This window comes from Shewanella sp. Actino-trap-3 (assembly GCF_002836275.1).
Classification (GTDB): Bacteria; Pseudomonadota; Gammaproteobacteria; order Enterobacterales; family Shewanellaceae; genus Shewanella; species Shewanella psychromarinicola.
In genome coordinates, this window is the sequence record NZ_PJCE01000001.1 from 145,191 (window position 1) to 162,387 (window position 17,197).

Annotated in this window: 13 protein-coding genes, 3 tRNA genes and 1 pseudogene; 11 read left to right on the top strand and 6 right to left on the bottom strand. The window is 42.4% G+C overall.

Annotated elements, in window-relative coordinates; all coding sequences use genetic code 11:
• Nucleotides 1-19 precede the first annotated feature (19 nt).
• Together CXF80_RS00675 and CXF80_RS00680 are read left to right on the top strand one after the other, a co-directional pair.
• Nucleotides 20-457, top strand: coding sequence for a CidA/LrgA family protein (locus CXF80_RS00675; protein WP_101030268.1), 438 nt, complete (start codon nucleotides 20-22; stop codon nucleotides 455-457).
• A 35-nt stretch (nucleotides 458-492) separates the two neighbouring features.
• Nucleotides 493-1,179, top strand: coding sequence for an LrgB family protein (locus CXF80_RS00680; RefSeq protein WP_101030269.1), 687 nt, complete (start codon nucleotides 493-495; stop codon nucleotides 1,177-1,179).
• A 400-nt stretch (nucleotides 1,180-1,579) separates the two neighbouring features.
• Here the strand turns inward: CXF80_RS00680 and CXF80_RS20000 are convergent, their stop codons facing one another.
• The gene (locus tag CXF80_RS20000) at nucleotides 1,580-1,723 is read right to left on the bottom strand and encodes a hypothetical protein (RefSeq protein ID WP_157822161.1); all 144 of its coding nucleotides are present in this window, start codon (nucleotides 1,721-1,723) and stop codon (nucleotides 1,580-1,582) included.
• 218 nt (nucleotides 1,724-1,941) lie between these two features.
• Here CXF80_RS20000 and CXF80_RS00685 point away from each other — a divergent pair, with 218 nt between their 5' ends.
• The 9 genes and pseudogenes from CXF80_RS00685 to CXF80_RS20715 form a co-directional block, all read left to right on the top strand.
• A complete protein-coding gene (locus tag CXF80_RS00685; RefSeq protein ID WP_101030270.1) occupies nucleotides 1,942-2,361 on the top strand; it encodes a secondary thiamine-phosphate synthase enzyme YjbQ in 420 nt (139 codons plus the stop codon).
• A gap of 263 nt (nucleotides 2,362-2,624) precedes the next feature.
• Nucleotides 2,625-3,269, top strand: coding sequence for a UvrY/SirA/GacA family response regulator transcription factor (uvrY, locus tag CXF80_RS00690; RefSeq protein WP_101030271.1), 645 nt, complete (start codon nucleotides 2,625-2,627; stop codon nucleotides 3,267-3,269).
• A gap of 44 nt (nucleotides 3,270-3,313) precedes the next feature.
• Nucleotides 3,314-5,146: an excinuclease ABC subunit UvrC gene (gene uvrC, locus CXF80_RS00695; RefSeq protein ID WP_101030272.1), complete on the top strand. Its 1,833-nt coding sequence runs from the start codon at nucleotides 3,314-3,316 to the stop codon at nucleotides 5,144-5,146.
• A 44-nt stretch (nucleotides 5,147-5,190) separates the two neighbouring features.
• Complete coding sequence (pgsA, locus tag CXF80_RS00700) at nucleotides 5,191-5,739, top strand: CDP-diacylglycerol--glycerol-3-phosphate 3-phosphatidyltransferase (RefSeq protein ID WP_101030273.1); 549 nt, start codon at nucleotides 5,191-5,193, stop codon at nucleotides 5,737-5,739.
• A gap of 233 nt (nucleotides 5,740-5,972) precedes the next feature.
• Nucleotides 5,973-6,048: transfer RNA gene (locus CXF80_RS00705), tRNA-Gly, on the top strand.
• Nucleotides 6,049-6,090: 42 nt separating this feature from the next.
• Nucleotides 6,091-6,164, top strand: a tRNA-Cys gene (locus tag CXF80_RS00710).
• A 45-nt stretch (nucleotides 6,165-6,209) separates the two neighbouring features.
• Nucleotides 6,210-6,295: transfer RNA gene (locus tag CXF80_RS00715), tRNA-Leu, on the top strand.
• A 1,669-nt stretch (nucleotides 6,296-7,964) separates the two neighbouring features.
• The gene (locus CXF80_RS00720) at nucleotides 7,965-8,237 is read left to right on the top strand and encodes a hypothetical protein (protein WP_101030274.1); all 273 of its coding nucleotides are present in this window, start codon (nucleotides 7,965-7,967) and stop codon (nucleotides 8,235-8,237) included.
• 88 nt (nucleotides 8,238-8,325) lie between these two features.
• A pseudogene (locus CXF80_RS20715) lies at nucleotides 8,326-8,559 on the top strand (IS3 family transposase); the annotation flags it as partial.
• A gap of 313 nt (nucleotides 8,560-8,872) precedes the next feature.
• Here the strand turns inward: CXF80_RS20715 and panP are convergent.
• The 5 genes from panP to CXF80_RS00750 form a co-directional block, all read right to left on the bottom strand.
• A complete protein-coding gene (gene panP, locus CXF80_RS00730) occupies nucleotides 8,873-10,513 on the bottom strand; it encodes a pyridoxal-dependent aspartate 1-decarboxylase PanP (protein ID WP_101030276.1) in 1,641 nt (546 codons plus the stop codon).
• Nucleotides 10,514-10,885: 372 nt separating this feature from the next.
• Nucleotides 10,886-12,055: a glycerate kinase family protein gene (locus CXF80_RS00735; RefSeq protein ID WP_101030277.1), complete on the bottom strand. Its 1,170-nt coding sequence runs from the start codon at nucleotides 12,053-12,055 to the stop codon at nucleotides 10,886-10,888.
• 20 nt (nucleotides 12,056-12,075) lie between these two features.
• Nucleotides 12,076-13,434 (bottom strand): GntP family permease, encoded by a 1,359-nt coding sequence (locus CXF80_RS00740; protein WP_101030278.1) that lies wholly within the window; start codon nucleotides 13,432-13,434, stop codon nucleotides 12,076-12,078.
• Nucleotides 13,435-13,563: 129 nt separating this feature from the next.
• Nucleotides 13,564-14,721 (bottom strand): sugar diacid recognition domain-containing protein, encoded by a 1,158-nt coding sequence (locus CXF80_RS00745; RefSeq protein ID WP_101030279.1) that lies wholly within the window; start codon nucleotides 14,719-14,721, stop codon nucleotides 13,564-13,566.
• Nucleotides 14,722-15,105: 384 nt separating this feature from the next.
• Nucleotides 15,106-17,193, bottom strand: coding sequence for an MtrB/PioB family decaheme-associated outer membrane protein (locus CXF80_RS00750; RefSeq protein ID WP_101030280.1), 2,088 nt, complete (start codon nucleotides 17,191-17,193; stop codon nucleotides 15,106-15,108).
• Nucleotides 17,194-17,197: the final 4 nt, after the last annotated feature.

The following is a 17,197-nucleotide window of genomic DNA, read 5'->3' on the forward strand; positions in this document are numbered from 1 at the left end:
AATCGATATTTGAAACGAAATGTTATCTCCATTAAATACCCATAGCGCCTTTTTGAAGGGCAAAACAACCTTAATCGTCCAAGTGAGTGGTCTATGTTTATTTGCTTGGCTATGTCAGTGGGCGGCTCACTCGGTTCATTCTGTTATTCCAGGAAGCGTTATTGGCTTAGGCGTATTATTGATATTATTATCTTGCCAATGGCTACCCGAAAAAGTCGTCAACCAAGGCTCGGCATGGTTAATTGGCGACTTACTTTTATTTTTCATTCCGCCCGTTGTCGCGGTTACCAAATATAAATCAATACTAGAAAACTATGGTGCTGAGTTGATTATGTGCATGTTACTGGCCAGTACCAGTGTGCTATTAGGTACGGCTGTTATCGTTGACAAGTTATTTAAGTTTGAACGTAAACAACGTCTAAACACCATTTCCTCACAGCGCTCACACCTTAAGTAACCGCTCTTTCAAATTGAATTTAATGGGTAGCAACAATGAACGATTCATTATTAGGCGCTTTGTGTTTATTACTCACATTGGCAGGATATTACCTCAGTAAGCGGCTTTATTTACGCCAACAACGGGTTTGGTTTGCCCCCATTATCATGGCCCCGACGATTATTTTGTTGACCGTGGTTATATTTCAAATTCCACTGGTCGATTACTTTCAATTTACCCATTGGCTGCCCGCTTTACTGGCACCTGCCACGATTGCATTTGCGGTGCCCATTTATCGTGAACGGCTACTAATCAAACGTTATCCGTTAACGATAAGCCTTGGGGTAATGGCTGGGTTATGTTTAGGCGTTGGATCCTCATGGTTGATTATCCATTTCACCAATATGCCGTCAGCGCTTTCTCGTAGTTTAATCGTAAGATCGGTATCAACCCCGTTTGCCATAGAAGCAACAAGTGCATTTGGTGGCATACCGGAATTAACCGCAATGTTAGTGTTAGTCACAGGTATTATGGGAATGCTGATTTGTGAGCCCCTTTTTAAAGCGGCTAAGATACAAAGCAGCTTAGCGAGGGGGATTTCTTTAGGGGCATCTGCACATGGCGCTGGAGCGGCTAAAGCGAATCAAATTGGTCGGGAAGAAGGGGTTATCGCCAGTTTAACCATGATTTTTACCGGTATTGCCATGGTTATCACCGCGCCCTTATTTGCGTTACTGTTTTAGCTCACCTCAGAGCGGTTTAAGCCATTACTGTGAGTGGCGCGGTCTAAAAATTTATGTATTAAAACAAGAGTGTGGAATGGGTTGATCCATTCGTCGCTATTAGGTCCCATTCCACATTGATTGTGGGTTCTATTGCTAAACAGGCCATACAACGCGAACAGCTATAACAGAAAAAAGTTGATGGGTTCGCTTGTCCTGATTTAACAATGGATCACCCATTGTTGCGCTTTCTTCTCGCTTGGCAAAACACCTTGTGTCTGCTGGGGGTAAACTGCGAAATAAACTTTGCGTCTTCAAATCAGTGAAGTCATTACCATTGTGTTATTTTATCGCTCCGTTAAGCACTATTACGGCTAATTTTTTGCCGTTACTCCACCAAAGAATGTCCTGAACTCTTCAGTTATACCGTCAGATATTGCTTGCCCGCTGCTGAATCGGCTTCAATCTGCCATGATACGTTGATTAAAATCAAACGTTCTATGCTATGTATGTCTGCATTTTTCATCAATACCCATGTTGAGTCGACTGTAAAAGTTATTAACACATGAAGACGCTTTGTGAGCAAAAGAATGGCAAGTTTGATATGGAACCGGTGAAATATTCATATTTTGCTTATATGCCTCATCTTTGAACTCGATGAGAGGTTAAGTAAATTATCTGACAATGAGCCCAAATCGTTTCAGACTTAATACTACTCTGATGTATGCTTCGCACTTCGCTTGACGATACGTTGTGCGTTAAAATCAAAAAAGGATCCATTTGATGTGGTTACAACGAGAATTGACTCTTAAGACACAGCGGCGAGGATTTCATTTAATTACCGACGAAGTGATCACACAGCTGCCCGAGCTGAGATCCATAAATGTTGGATTATTACATGTGTTTATTCAGCATACCTCTGCATCACTAGCGATTAACGAAAATGCAGATCCCACTGTTCGTGGCGATATGGAGCGGTATTTTAATGTACTCGCACCAGAAGGTGCGGCATACTTCCAGCATACAGATGAAGGTGCTGATGATATGCCTGCTCATATTAAGTCGACGTTGATAGGTGTTAGTCAGACTATCCCTATTACTAACGGGCACCTGAATCTTGGCCTTTGGCAAGGTTTATATTTATGCGATCATCGCGATCATGCTTGTTCGCGCACCATTATTGTCACGTTGCAAGGTGAATGATTTAAAAGATTAAATGGCAATGTTAAGGAAACCGTGCTGGATATTTTATATACATATTTCACGTTCAACCATGACTTTACTTGTGTCTGTAAATGTAAAGATGTTAAATTTAGGCATCAAAGGTAGATGGGTAAAATATGCAATTTTACCAGCGCAGTTTTAGCATAATATTTTGGCATATTATTTTGCCTATAAATGTTTTATATATAAAAAATGGCCCTAAAATCCAAAAATAAATTACGCATAATAATAGGTGGGTTAACGTGATATCTGTATATTTGGTTGATGACCATGAACTCGTGAGAACGGGGATCCGTCGTATTTTGGAAGATGAGCGTGGTATTAAAGTCATCGGTGAAGCACCTGATGGAGAAACCGCGGTACAGTGGTCTCGACAGAATGAAGCAGATGTCATTTTAATGGACATGAATATGCCAGGTATGGGGGGATTAGAAGCTACTCGTAAAATTTTGCGATACCAGCCCGATGCAAAAATTATTGTATTAACTGTACAAACTGAAGATCCATTTCCGACAAAAGTGATGCAGGCGGGTGCCTCTGGGTATTTAACCAAAGGGTCTACTTCACCTGAAGTATTACGCGCTATTACTCAAGTAGCTCGAGGTCAACGTTACTTGTCGTCAGAAATCGCCCAGCAAATGGCTCTCAGTCAATTTAACCACTCTGATGAGAACCCATTTAGCAGTTTATCTGAACGTGAGTTGCAAATCATGATGATGATAACCAATGGCGAGAAAGTTAATGATATTTCTGAAAAATTAAATTTAAGCCCGAAAACCGTCAACAGCTATCGTTATCGGTTATTTGCTAAGCTTGGGATCGGCGGAGATGTTGAGTTGACCCGTTTAGCTATCCGTTACAAAATGCTCGATACAGGTTCATTTTAGTCGGGAATACGTTATTCCTCGCAACGCATTAAGTAGCTTTAATCATGTCCAGTGGTTTTAACGCCAAATCCTTTTTAAAAAATGTTACCTCAGCGCCTGGGGTTTATCGTATGTACGATAAGCGCCAACAGGTTATTTATGTTGGTAAGGCCAAAGATCTTAAAAAACGTCTTAGCTCCTATTTTCGAGTCAATATACCCAACATTAAAACCCAAGCATTGGTATCGCATATCGATCATATTGATGTGACCGTTACCCATAGCGAAACCGATGCGTTATTGCTTGAAAACGATTATATCAAACAGTACATGCCCAAATACAACGTACTGCTTCGTGATGATAAATCGTACCCGTATATTTTGTTAAGTGGCCATAAACATCCTCGATTGGCATATCACCGTGGTCCCAAACGTGAAAAAGGTCATTACTTTGGCCCTTACCCTAATGGTGGTGCAGTGCGCGAGAGTTTGCATTTAATGCAAAAATTGTTTCCTATCCGCCAATGCGATGATTTGTACTACAAATCGCGATCTCGCCCTTGTTTACAATATCAATTAGATCGTTGTAGTGCGCCTTGTGTCGGAATTGTCAGTGATGAGGAATACAGCGAGCAGGTTAAATTAGCCAGTCTATTTTTACGCGGTAAAGACAAGCAAGTGATATCGCAATTGGTGGCAAAAATGGAAATTGCTGCCATTGATATGGAATACGAACGCGCGGCACAATATCGCGACCAAATCACCGCTTTAAGGCGGGTTGCAGAGCAGCAGGAAGTATCGAATCAGAAAGGGGATATGGATGTCATTGGCGTCGACTATGCCTCTGGTATTGCGTGTTTTCACCTATTGTTTATCCGCGACGGCAAAATCTTTGGCAGTCGCAGTTATTATCCTTCTGTACCTGCAGAAACTGCAATCGAAGAGGTGTTGTCGTCATTTTTAGGCCAGTTTTATCTCAATGCCGATATCCAACGTACCATTCCCAAAGAAGTCATCCTCAGTCATCACTTTGACGGCATAAAAGAGTTGCAAGCCTCTATTGAACAAGCACTAGATAAAAAGTTTGAATTAAAAACGCAAGTGCGTGGTGATCGGGCCAATTTTTTACGCTTAGCCATGACTAATGCCAGTAATGCTGTTGCCACGAGATTGTCCCATAAAAATACCGTTGAACAACGGTTCCTATTACTTGAAGAAGCACTTGAGCTTAATGAGCCTATTAAGCGGATGGAGTGTTTTGATATTAGCCACACTATGGGCGAAAGTACTGTGGCCTCGTGTGTGGTGTTTAATCGAGAAGGGCCGCATAAAGCCGATTATCGCCGTTATAATATTACCGGAATTACCGGTGGCGATGATTATGCTGCTATGGAGCAAGCGATAAGCCGTCGATTCGATAAAATTGATAACAATGGCAAAGTACCTGACTTGGTCTTTATCGATGGTGGCATCGGCCAATTAAGAGTGGCGCAAACTATTGTTGATGAGAAGTGTGTCAATATTGATCATCCGCCATTACTCATTTGTGTGACCAAAGGCGAAGGGCGCAAAGCCGGACTCGAAACCTTCACCGTTGGTGGCAGTGAACAAACCTTTGAACTCCCGAGTGATTCGCCTGCATTTCATTTAATGTTACACATCCGTGATGAGTCACATCGATTTGCGATTGCCGGACATCGTAATAAACGCCAGAAAACACGTAACACCTCTACATTAGAATCTATCGCCGGAGTGGGTCCTAAGAGGCGTAAAGCCTTGTTGCAACATTTGGGTGGAATACAAGAAGTCAAAGGCGCTAGCGTGACTGAATTGACAAAAGTACCCGGAATTAGCTTAGAAATGGCACAAACAATCCATGATACATTGCGAGGGGGCTAAATTTAAGGCAAAATTGGCGCTGCTTCTGACAATTTGGTCTTTTTATGCCGTTTAATTTACCTATTGCACTGACATTATTTCGTATTGCTTTGTTGCCCGTTTTCATAGCCGTTTTCTATTTACCTTACTCATGGGCACCATTTGTTTCAGCATTTATTTTTTGGTTGGCTGCACTGACCGATTGGTTAGACGGTTATGCCGCTCGCAAACTAGGTCAGCTAACCCGATTTGGCGCTTTTTTAGATCCTGTTGCCGATAAAGTCATGGTGTCGACAGCATTAGTGTTGTTGGTTCAGCAAAATGATAATATGTATTTAACCTTAGCTGCATTGTTTATGATTGGCCGAGAGATTGTGATTTCTGCATTACGTGAATGGATGGCCGAAATTGGCAAACGTGGTGTGGTAGCCGTTTCTTGGATTGGTAAATATAAAACTGCCGCGCAAATGGTTGCCATTACTGGATTAATTTGGAAACCGACGCCTTTGCTAACCGATGTTGCCTTTGGGTTGTTTTATATTGCGGCCGCACTGACGTTCTGGTCGATGATAAGTTATATTTCAGCAGCTTGGAATGATTTAACTGCTGAATAGCATAATAATACTTCAATAAGATTATTTAGTGCGCAAACAGTCATAATTGCGTAAATCAACAATTGACACTCGAGGTTAATTCGGTAAAATGCCTCCCCGTAGACAAGTGACGAGTTAACAGTAAGGCTTAGGTTTTTGTTAACTAACACATCTCTATAGTATTAGTTCGATAAGATAAGTTGAAAGACGATACCTTTCTTACATATACAATAAAGCATTAAAACGATTGAAATGCGACATTAGCTCAGTTGGTAGAGCGATACCTTGCCAAGGTATAGGTCATCGGTTCGAACCCGATATGTCGCTCCAATTTCTTATCTTATCCGATGGATTAGAATTTGGTATAAGTATGGCGCGATGGCAGAATGGCTATGCTACGGATTGCAAATCCGTCTATCTCGGTTCGACTCCGGGTCGCGCCTCCACAAAATTTTAATGGTTACTTTTAGTAACGGTTAAAACAACACTTTGCCCGAGTGGTGGAATCGGTAGACACAAGGGATTTAAAATCCCTCGCTGAATAAGCGTGCCGGTTCAAGTCCGGCCTCGGGTACCATCATTTACATACGTAAGTATGGTGTAAAAAAGCCTCAACATTAGTTGGGGCTTTTTTATGTCTGAAATTTAGTGATAAAGAATAAAGATGAAATCCCTCACGCTCTTGTTGAGCATCAGGCGTGTCAGTTCAAGTCCGGCCTCGGGTACCATCATTTACATACGTAATTCTTTGTAATAAAGAATGGTGCAAAAAAGCCTCAACATTAGTTAGGGCTTTTTTATGTCTGAAATTTGATCGTCAATGGTAACAAACGTTAGCAACGCTGAGAGCGATAAAAGCGAACGAGCCTAGATACTAGAGCGGACTTCGTCCTGCTAGTTCGCTACGCGGCTATAAGAGCGGGTGATTCGGATAGTAGTTAGGTTCTCTGGTTTCAGTGAGTCACGGCGAGACTTCTGTTTGCGGCGTGTTGTGCCTAGATACTAGGGCGGACTTCGTCCTGCTAGTTCGCTACGCGACTATAAGAGCGGGTGATTCGGAGTAGTTAGGTTCTCTGGTTTAAGTTAGTCAGAGCGAGACTTCTGTTTGATGTGGCCACAGAATGTCAGCCAGACGCCTTGCCCGGCTCACCAATTTAGTTGCAAAGAGTCTTCAACGATCTCAAACTCTGAGCTGAATTTGTTAATTTTCAAATCAATAAAGCTAACTCTTTTTTGCCCGACGTGAAGTCGTATGAAGCGTTGTTCACCACGATAAGAGTGAACCATCTGTATCACCAGATGACCCTATGGCTCTGAATAAAGTAGCGAGCCAGACAATGTAACGAAGTCCATTGGACGGGAACAGAATCGTGAGAGGACGTTCTTCCTGATAACCACAATCGGGTGAGTGCTAGGGAGTCAGTATGATGAACATATGTGAATCCACGAAAGGTGCGTTATACGAGAAGCAGCGGAAGTGGTTTATACGCTGTGGCCAAAAAGGCAACGAGAGCTGGAAAGAGATTGGGCAATGCTCTTTCGTGATCATATAGCTCTTCGCACTAGAGTGGGCATCTAAACTGACATTACGCTTCATACGGAACACGGTAAGCCTGAATCGCTTCCATTGGGAAAGTTATCTGTGAAGATAGCCGATAGTGGTGCAGGTAAAGGAGGCTGGAGAAAGCCAATGCTGCATTGTAATGATGCAGATACAGACCTTGTGTCTGGCACGAAAGTGAGCCCACTTCCAGCTGGTCTCCCGTTGCAAGAAAATTAAAAGAACTTTGTTAATGGAGAAACGCAAATGATGACTTCGATTGAAGTTAGTGCCTCTCCTTGCTTTGCTCAACGATAATCCAAAGATTGGAAAGTCATGGAGCAGAAAGTATCAAAGCTTCGAGTGAGTATTGCAAAGGTAACCCCTGTGGTTACCGGGTAACATAGTACGCCTTAGTGGAGGCTTGAGCCGTATGCAGTGAAAGTTGCACGTACGGTTCTTAGGAGAGCGGCACTTGGTAACAGGTGCCGCTTATCCGACCTTTAAGTGTTAGTCGATGATATTGTCAGCTCAATAAAAATGCATTGCGGCGTACAAAATCCAATCAGATTATGAGCACAGATAAATCTTACTCTGCCCTAAATTTACGTTATTGACTGCAAGGCTCGAATAATTCGGAGTTTAATCTATTGCTTGCACCATGCTTCCGGCATAATGGCGCTAAGTACTTAACAGAGTCGTTATAATGGATAAGCAGCAAGACAGTTACATGACTGAAGAAACACTAATTGAAGTAGTCGAAAATCAAATCGCCGACAGTGAACCCAAAAAGGTAAAAGAAACCTTGATGCGTTTAGTCATGACAGGTACACCGCGTGAAGAAGCGATTCAATGGATGGCGTGCGCGTTGGCTATCGAAGTTTTCGATGTCATGAAAAATGGTTCCTCTTTTAACGAAATACGTTATGGCCAGCATTTGGATGCACTACCGAATATTGATTGGATGGAAGATCAATAGCAACCCATAAATTCCTGTCCTGTTAATCCCGATAAGTGACATTATCGGGGTCTCATCGAAAAGTATAAAGAAAGATGTTGGATTTATATCTTCGATGAATAGTGTTGGAGCCTGTTTAGATAATGCTGTTGTAGAGCTATTCTTTGGCAGTGTGAAGCATGAATGGCTGTTAAATGTAGTGCATTTGACTCGAGGATCCATGAAGCGAGATGTTGAGGAATATATACGCTATTACAACCATTAACGCTTGCACACAACACTTGGTGATTTAACACCAATCAGCTATGAAAAATCACACAGTAAGGTGTCCGGTTCCACTTGAGCAGAATAAAGAATAAAGAATGAAGAATGAAGGCATGAAATACGCGTAACGAATATGTCGTGTGGCTATCAAACGTTCATCTTCTTACGGCGTCGACTTCCCGCTTCTCAGAAGTGAAAGTAACGAGACGTATCGATATGAAGACGGTCGTTTCGAATTCCGCTTAGCTATCGACCTAGAAAACGCGTATGGAAACGAAAAGAAAACAAGAGCGATATGCATCGCAACTGACAAACAGATCTTCTCTCTTACCTGTAGATAAACATCAAGTTAAATCGACCCTATAAAAATCATGGTTATAGATAAGTCAGCGCTATAACGCCAACAACTGGGGTAAGTATTCGCTGTCTAATGCGGCTATCTCAACTTGTTCTGTCAGTACATCATGTAAAATTTGATGGCTGGTTAGCGGGTTGGCCAGTACCACTCTAAATACTGTCGTTTGTTGGCGGAAGTATTTTGCCGGTTTAATCCGCGTCCGGGACACAAATGATTTGCCTTGTTCGCGTTGATACTTTTGAATAAATTGGGTTAATCCATCCAGTAGCTCGTTAATTTTTAGCACCAATTCGGTGTCATTGTTCGATATTGCCTTTGTCAGTATTGCTTGTACTGATTTTGGAACATAACGATAGGTCAGCAAACATAACTCAGGCGCAGTGACTAACTCAAAATCGACATGACGGTCGATGATTGAGGCAAAATAACGGGCTTTTTCTAGGCTATTATTAATGAGGATCTCATAACCATCTCTACCAATAATCTGTAGGCATGCATGTACTAGCATTGCCATACCAGGACGTGAGCCTTCAAGCGTATGACTGCCTAAATCTTTTGAACCTACTCGTAAGATATATTCAGCATGATGGACAATGGCGTTGGCCAGTTCAGGGTCTTTAAATAACACCATACCCGCACCCATAGGGACGTACATTTGTTTATGGGCGTCGATAGTGACGGAGTCTGCTAACTCAATGCCGTTAAGCAGGTGACGATATTTGTTGGATAATAAACTGGCGCCGCCCCATGCTGCATCAACATGGAAGTGACAATTTAATTCGCGGGACAAAGCGGCCAATTCTGTTAAGGGATCCACATTACCGGTTTCGGTCGTGCCGGCTACGCCCACAATAGCCATCACTTTAATATTCTGCTGTGCCAGTTTAGCCGCGGTCTCACGCATCGCGACAACATCGACCTTATGATGTTCATCCGTTGCGATGCTAATGATATTATCTCGGCCAATACCTAATAAGTCTGCGCTCTTACCCAAAGAATAATGCCCCCGATCGGACACTAAAATGGCAAGGTCATCATAGCCATAAAAGCGAAGTGCTTTAGTCATTCCTTCACGAGTAATGCCTTTAAATTCGCCGCTAGGTTGTAATAAGCGGTTTCGGGCAATCCACAGTGCGGTAATGTTAGCAACGGTGCCCCCTGAGCAAAATGCCCCGAGCGAATGATTAGCGCTGTGCATCCATTGATGATAAAAATCATCTGATTGTTGATACACCAAATGATGCATCATGCCTAATACTTGGCGCTCTAACGGAGTAAAAGCTTTTGATGTCTCGATTTTAACCAGATTTTGGTTCAGTCCCACCATGATCTTCGACAGCGGCAACACAAAATAAGGTAATGCTGAGGTCATATGACCAATAAAACTGGGCGCCGCGGTATGGACTGAATGCGCGACTAAATTTTGCATGATTTCGTCTGCATAATCAGAGACAAATTTAGGCTCGGAGGGGATCTGATAAGCGTTAAAATCGGTTTCAATTTCTGAAAGAGGCTTTTCCAGTGCGGCGATGCTGTTGCCTAAAAAACCAGCAAGGTCTTGTGACAATTTCTGCTCAATAATGCTCAACGTCGAGGTTGAAGCTTCAGGCGCGGTAAAAATGCGCAGTAAACTGTCTTCTGAAGCGCTTGCTTTACGGGGGATTTTCGAAGTCATTTTGCTTGCCGTAATGATGAAAACTCCATCCTGTTAGCGTTGACTGATGCTTTACGATTAACGCCGCACCTTCAGGATGAAATGAGGGTGCTAACTTTACTGTATGGCTGGTTACGCTTCAAGTATTTATCGTGTTATTGCTGATGATTAAGTTCAATAAATTCTCGCAGCGTCTTAATTTTTGTGGTCGAATTCGGTTCGTGGTATACGTGTTTAAATCGCTAGGTAATGTGTGCCTCTTTAGTGACGCTGCGTTAATACCTTGCAAAGCCGCCGCAAAATGGACCTGCAGAGGTCAGTAGTCCCTAGGGTACAGCATGTTAGCATTGCATATACGGCACAAACACCTGTGGGTATTTGTGCCGTATATGATTACTTTTTAGTAAATGAAAGCGATAAAATAGCAGCAATATTACGGGCAGTATTAGTGAGATTAACTTGTGCTTCAGACAAGACTTGTTCTAATGGTTGTAGCGCAGGGATGATCGGGAAAATAGCATGCATGCCTTGGGCTAAAATAGCATCTGCATTTGGGCCAAGACATCCGGAAATACCAATAACGGGAACATTTTGTTGCTTAGCGATATTCAATACTCCCATTGGGGTTTTACCAAATACTGTTTGACCGTCAATGCGGCCTTCACCCGTAATGACTAAGTCGGCATTGTGACAATATTGTGCCAGTTTAACGCTCTTAGTGACGATATCGACCCCAGGTTTTAAGGTTGCGTTTAAGATTGTCATTACACCAAACCCCATGCCTCCAGCAGCGCCGGCACCTGGATGTAAGCGGCAATGAGCATCAATGGATTGGCTCAGCTGTTGGGTTATGGTGTGTGCAAAATGGCTTAGCGCTTGGTCGAGTTGCTCAATCATCTCTGTAGTCGCCCCTTTTTGAGGACCAAAAATCGCACTAGCACCTCGAGGTCCGCATAACGGGTTATCGACATCACACGCGACTTCGATAACACAATCCTTAATAGCAGGATGGAGCAATTGAACATCTACATGATGCAATGTGGTCAGCGCAGCGCCCCCAAAAGGTAATGGCGTCATAGCTATATCGCTTAGTTTTACGCCTAAGGCTTGCATCATTCCTGCGCCAGCATCATTAGTCGCGCTGCCGCCAAGGCCGAGGATAATGTGCCTGATCCCACGGTTTAATGCATCGGCAATTAACTCACCCGTACCAAAACTGGTGGTCAACAACGGATTACGTTGGGTTAACGGCACATGGTGTAAACCAGAGGCGGCGGCCATTTCGATAATAGCGGTTTGGTTTCCAGTCTCGTTAAGTTGTCCTAACACGCCATAAAATGCGTTAACAGGTGATCCTAAAGGGCCTGTTACTGTTAGGTTAATAATTTGCCCTTGTGTGGCATCGACCATAGCTTGTACCGTGCCTTCACCGCCATCGGCCATTGGCACTTTACAATACTGTGCATCAGGGAAGATAAGCTTAAAGCCTTGTTCAATGGCATTGGCCACTTCAAGCGCGCTTAAGCTTTCTTTAAATGAATCAGGTGCAATAACGATTTTCATAGAAGGCTCTATTTAGTAAGTTACAGTAAAAATAAGCTTAGCAGGTAAACAGTGATCATTGCCGTGATCCCTTGGACCAAGGTTGCCATTGTTTGGGCTCGGTAAGCTTGCTTGACACTCATATGACTAAACTGAGTAACAACCCAGAAGAAACTGTCATTAGCATGAGATACGGTCATTGCGCCTGCACCAATGGCCATTACCGTGAGTACGCGGCCCATTTCGGAGGCTAAACCAATATCGCCTAATAATGGTGCCACTAATGCAGATGTTGCAACTAATGCGACAGTGGATGAACCTTGCGCTGATTTTAGCGCGGCAGCAACGATAAAGGGCATAAAAATACCGACGCCCAAAGCCGATAAACTGCTGCCTAAAAATGCACCAATTTCAGTGGCTTTTAATACTGCGCCAAATGCACCGCCAGCACCGGTGATCAATAAAATAGGCGCGGATACCACTAAGCCTTGGCTAATACGTTCGCTAAATTCTTTGATTTTCTGGTTACTCTTTAGCAGAGGTAAAGATAAAAATAAGCCAATCATTAACGCGTTAACAGGTTGTCCTAAAAAGACTAATAAATTAAATAACCCCTGTTCATCAAGCGGTTTTGAAGGGAAGTTAGCCACTGTTCCTAAACAGATAAAAATAATAGGCACAAAAATAGGCGCAAATGCTTTAAGGGGGCTGGGTAATTCGCCGTATGTCTGCTTCAGATCGTCAAAGTCTGGTAGTTGTGCATTAAGTTCTTCAGCACCTTCGCCGTCAGGTTGTTCGTTGGCAAAACGGTTAGCCCATAGCATACCTGCAAAAGCGGCTATAGCAGCAACAAACACACCGACAGCAATGACCAGTCCTAGTTGTGACTCAAGCCCTAGATTGCCCGCCGCTGCGATAGGGCCCGGGGTGGGTGGCACAAAGGTGTGAGTGGCATATAATCCCGTTGCTAGCGCGACACTCATGGCTACTTGCGACACTTTCATACGGTTAGCCATCGATTGTTTCAATGAATTTAAAATAACAAAACCTGAATCACAGAAAACCGGGATCGACACCAAATAACCAATCATTGACATGGTTAGGGTTGGAAAGCGCTGGCCAAACAGTTTAATGACAACATCTGCCATGGTAATTGCCGCGCCGCTTTTTTCGAGAATAGTACCAATAATGGTACCTAATACAATGACTAATCCGATATAGCCTAAAATGCCACCAAAACCGCCAGTGATGGTTTTCGCTATTTCATTGCTGGGTAAGCCATAGGCAAACGCCGTTAGAAACGACGCTAAAATAAGGGTTAAAAAAGGGTGTAGTTTGAATGTAGAAGTGGCGATGACGATGAACGCAATCACGCCGAGTAAGATCAATATTAGTCCCATAGAATACTCGTTATTTTTTTTATTGGAATGGTTTAGTGACCCATCATAGTAGACTATTACCGATAAATTACTTTATTCATCCGCACTGATAAATGCATTATAAGAGACATTTTTTGTGCTAATGCACAGTTAAGTGTTGGGCTGATGGATGAGTTGACCTAAATAGAGACTCAGTAATCCATTAAAACTGTGTAAATCGATATTGGTGATGGTTTGAATTTTATCTAATCGATAACGTAATGTATTTCGATGTATAAACAAACTGTTAGCACAGGTTTGTATGTCACCCATATGTTCAAGATAAGCGGTGAGTGTTTTTTGCAATTGTTGATTCTTGTCCACTTCAATGAGTTTCAGGTAGGGTCCGGCAAGCGCATTACCTCGCCAGTGTTGACGTAAGCCTGATAAAAGCACCTGTAAGCTGTAATCCTGGTATAAATATTTACTTTTTGTTGGGTGTAATTTTTTGCCAATATCCATGGTTTCTTTGGCGGTGCGGTAAGAGTAACTGATGCCTAAATCACCATTGAAATAATGGCCTAATGAAATATGTAGGCTCAGTTGCATGTTTGCTGGCAAGCGTTTGAGTAATTTGTTGATGCGTTGATTTTCAAGTTCAGGGTCAAATTGTTTACCGTCTAAAAACGCGGGTTTTAAAATAACTAATTGGGTTAACGAAGTCATCGCAATTAAATTATCTCGTACAGGATGCTGTAATAAAGACAGTACTTGTTTTAACGCTTGATTATCTTGTTGGTACATGGGGTTATTACTGTCGAGTTCGATGATAGCGGCCACTCGAGGTAAGCTCAAATCGATACCTAATTGTAATGCCCATTGCTTTAATGAAGGTAAGTCTTGTTCGGTGGCATGAATAAGCTGTGAAATAAACTCTTCTTTTTGACGATTTTGCCATTGTAGTTGTTCTTGCAAATTAGCTTGCTCGACAATCATTTCAGCGGTCATTTTAAGCAGCTCGCCATAATGACTTAATGTGCCTGGTTCGCCCGTAATACCGATAACGCCGACAACTTGACCTTGATAATGCAATGGTAAATTAAGCCCAGGCTTTACCCCTTGTAGGTTTGAGGCAATAGTTTGACTGATCTCAACGTTGCGATTTTGGCTGATAGCCAATAATGCGCCCTCATGTACGGTGCCAATTCGATCGACTTCGCCCGATCCCAATATAACAGCTTGAGCATTCATGACATTGATATTATGGCCAATAATTTTCATGGTCCGGTTGACAATTTTAGCCGCAACTTGGGTATCAATCTGAAACATGAAGTTCTCTAAGCAATAAATATCAGTACTGAATGATACCTGATGTTGGTCAGGTATTGGGAGGCTGTTAACCCACAAATGTGTTCAAAAAGTAAAAAGAAGGGCGCATCTTGTGAGATAAAGGCGAGGTAATAGAGATGAAGAACAAGAAAGATAAGCAGGAATAAAAAGTGGTCAAAATTCGTTTGCCCAAACACAATATCAAGTCATGCACTTTGTTAATACAATGTTAACCAAAGGCCTGGTGGCAAGTTTTTATTCAATCAAGTATTCGCGAACATTTTCCCATCCATGGATTATCTGAAGTGATATAAAAACGCCAACCTGGATAAGGTTGGCGTAATGTGTAGTGTAAGTGAACCCGTTATAGGACGGTTATTTCACTTACAGAGTATAACGGACGTTAAGCATAATCATGTGTGCAGTATAATCATGCTGTAAGTTGCCTAAACTCATCACGTTCCAAATGGTATCAGGTTCGATATCATTGGCATCGTCATTATCAAGGTACTTTTCCATTTTGTAGTCTATGCGTAAGGACATTTTGTCTGTCGCTTGATATTGTGCATAGACATTAATGTTATGTACTTTGGCAAAATAGTCACCGTAGTCACCACTAACACCTTGTCTGACTTGGGTAGTACTGTCTGAGTCAGAGTAGGTATAATCTAATCCTAGGCGTAAACGACTATCCATTAAATTATTGTAACTTAAGCCAGCACCAACGACATCGACCGTGTCTTCAATATCGGCTTGCCAAGTGGCGATACTAACATTAGCACTACCAGATTGAGCTGATTTTATGATTTGATGGTTATAAAATGTATTTAGATTAATATCATTACTAATCATGTAGTTAACATTAATATCATAGTTGGTGTCTTTTGATTCAGTTAAGCCAATTTGAGTGTCGGTATAGTCATCAAACGCGTAGCGTACACCAAAATCTATGTTCAAGTTATCTATAGGTGTGTGGTTAATGCGTGCTTCAACTTGGGTGCGGTCGCGGTCGGCAATGTAATAGCGGCGTAGCAGTGGATTTTGCTCTGATGATGACGATTCAGATGCTAGATATTCAGAACCATCTCTTTTGCTGAAACTACCTTTAAGCCACATATCCCACATATCAAAACTATTAAGGCGTAAACGCGCCCAAACGTTATTGTCGTCAGTGGTTTCTCTGCCTTGATTACTGCGCTCGTCTCGTCTGAAGTCATAACCTGCATCAAGCTTAATATCATGACTAATACGATAGTCGGTTGATAATTTGGCTCGATGGGAAGTGTGATCATAAGGGGTGTTGTACACCACTTTGCCGGTTAAATCGTTAATACTAATTTGAGTCCACTGCTCAATTTGGGTATTGTTTTCTCTGTCGTTATAATCATAACTGCCAGTCAGACGCCATGCACGACTCAGTTTGGTTACCGCTTTCAATGTCATGCCGGCGATGTCGACTTTGGCATCAATACTGTCAGCTGGTAATGAATAGCTATAACCTAAGCTGGTTAATTGCTGATCTTGGGTCATTTGGCCTAAGCGTAAGCGACCACTCAAGCTAGTGATGGAATCGTTATATTGGCCCATTAGTGAAATAGTATGGGCTTCGTTATCGGGGTCGAGTGCAATGTAACCTCGGGTTTGAGCCCCAAAAGTGGGATTAAAGGCACTGTCAAAGCCAAGCTGTTGGTGGTTATTACTAAACACAGAACCACTGTAGTTTAAGCTGGTAAACCAATTATCACCGCGCAGTTTAATCCCGGCGTTTAAGATGTCTGTGGTGTAATCAACCGGCTCTGCCAGCATCATAGATTGATTGAAGAAACTGCCTGAGGCAATTTTGGTTCCAGTTTTCTCTTCGCGCTGAAAATTGACGTAGGTTTTGAATAATGATTCGGTTTGATATTCAAAGCCTAGACTAGCCAGTTCACGTTTTAGTGACAGTTCAAATGGGGTTAAACTGTTATATAACATTGGCATGTCTGAACTTGCACCCGCGGTTACCCAATCACCCGCTAGTGTCAGGTTATCGCTGCCGATATTTTGATAAGGGCTCAATGCATTGTTGCTTTGATAAGTTGCAATGGACCGATAGCCTAGATTGAGGCGATATAATCCAAGTTTACCGGCATCAATCTCCATTCGACCGTTGTCCATGCCCATGTTATTTGCGACAACTTTTGCTTGGTAGCCATTGTCACCTCGATACTTGATATCGGCATCAACTTTACCCGCGGTTTGATTACTGCTATTAAATGCGTTAGCTGATTGAATATCGTCTTCGCTGTTGTAACCAATACCAACACCGACAGTTCCTGTGGTACCTGTTTCGACGGCACAAGCCTTACAATTCCAAGCATCATATTTAATACTGTCGGTTTTAGCATTTGCTAGGCCATAACCATCAGCCATAAGGCTAAAGCTGGTGCTAGTGAGTAACGCTAAGGTGATGATGTTTAATTTAGTGTTCATAGTA

Bases quoted from the DNA above. Each gene is read 5' to 3' on its own strand.
- CXF80_RS00750 (WP_101030280.1), bottom strand. From the start codon at position 17,193: ATGAACACTAAATTAAACATCATCACCTTAGCGTTACTCACTAGCACC.
- CXF80_RS00675 (WP_101030268.1), top strand. From the start codon at position 20: ATGTTATCTCCATTAAATACCCATAGCGCCTTTTTGAAGGGCAAAACA.
- pgsA (WP_101030273.1), top strand. From the start codon at position 5,191: ATGCCGTTTAATTTACCTATTGCACTGACATTATTTCGTATTGCTTTG.
- CXF80_RS00685 (WP_101030270.1), top strand. From the start codon at position 1,942: ATGTGGTTACAACGAGAATTGACTCTTAAGACACAGCGGCGAGGATTT.
- CXF80_RS00745 (WP_101030279.1), bottom strand. From the start codon at position 14,721: ATGTTTCAGATTGATACCCAAGTTGCGGCTAAAATTGTCAACCGGACC.
- uvrC (WP_101030272.1), top strand. From the start codon at position 3,314: ATGTCCAGTGGTTTTAACGCCAAATCCTTTTTAAAAAATGTTACCTCA.
- CXF80_RS00680 (WP_101030269.1), top strand. From the start codon at position 493: ATGAACGATTCATTATTAGGCGCTTTGTGTTTATTACTCACATTGGCA.
- CXF80_RS00735 (WP_101030277.1), bottom strand. From the start codon at position 12,055: ATGAAAATCGTTATTGCACCTGATTCATTTAAAGAAAGCTTAAGCGCG.
- CXF80_RS00720 (WP_101030274.1), top strand. From the start codon at position 7,965: ATGGATAAGCAGCAAGACAGTTACATGACTGAAGAAACACTAATTGAA.
- panP (WP_101030276.1), bottom strand. From the start codon at position 10,513: ATGACTTCGAAAATCCCCCGTAAAGCAAGCGCTTCAGAAGACAGTTTA.
- CXF80_RS00740 (WP_101030278.1), bottom strand. From the start codon at position 13,434: ATGGGACTAATATTGATCTTACTCGGCGTGATTGCGTTCATCGTCATC.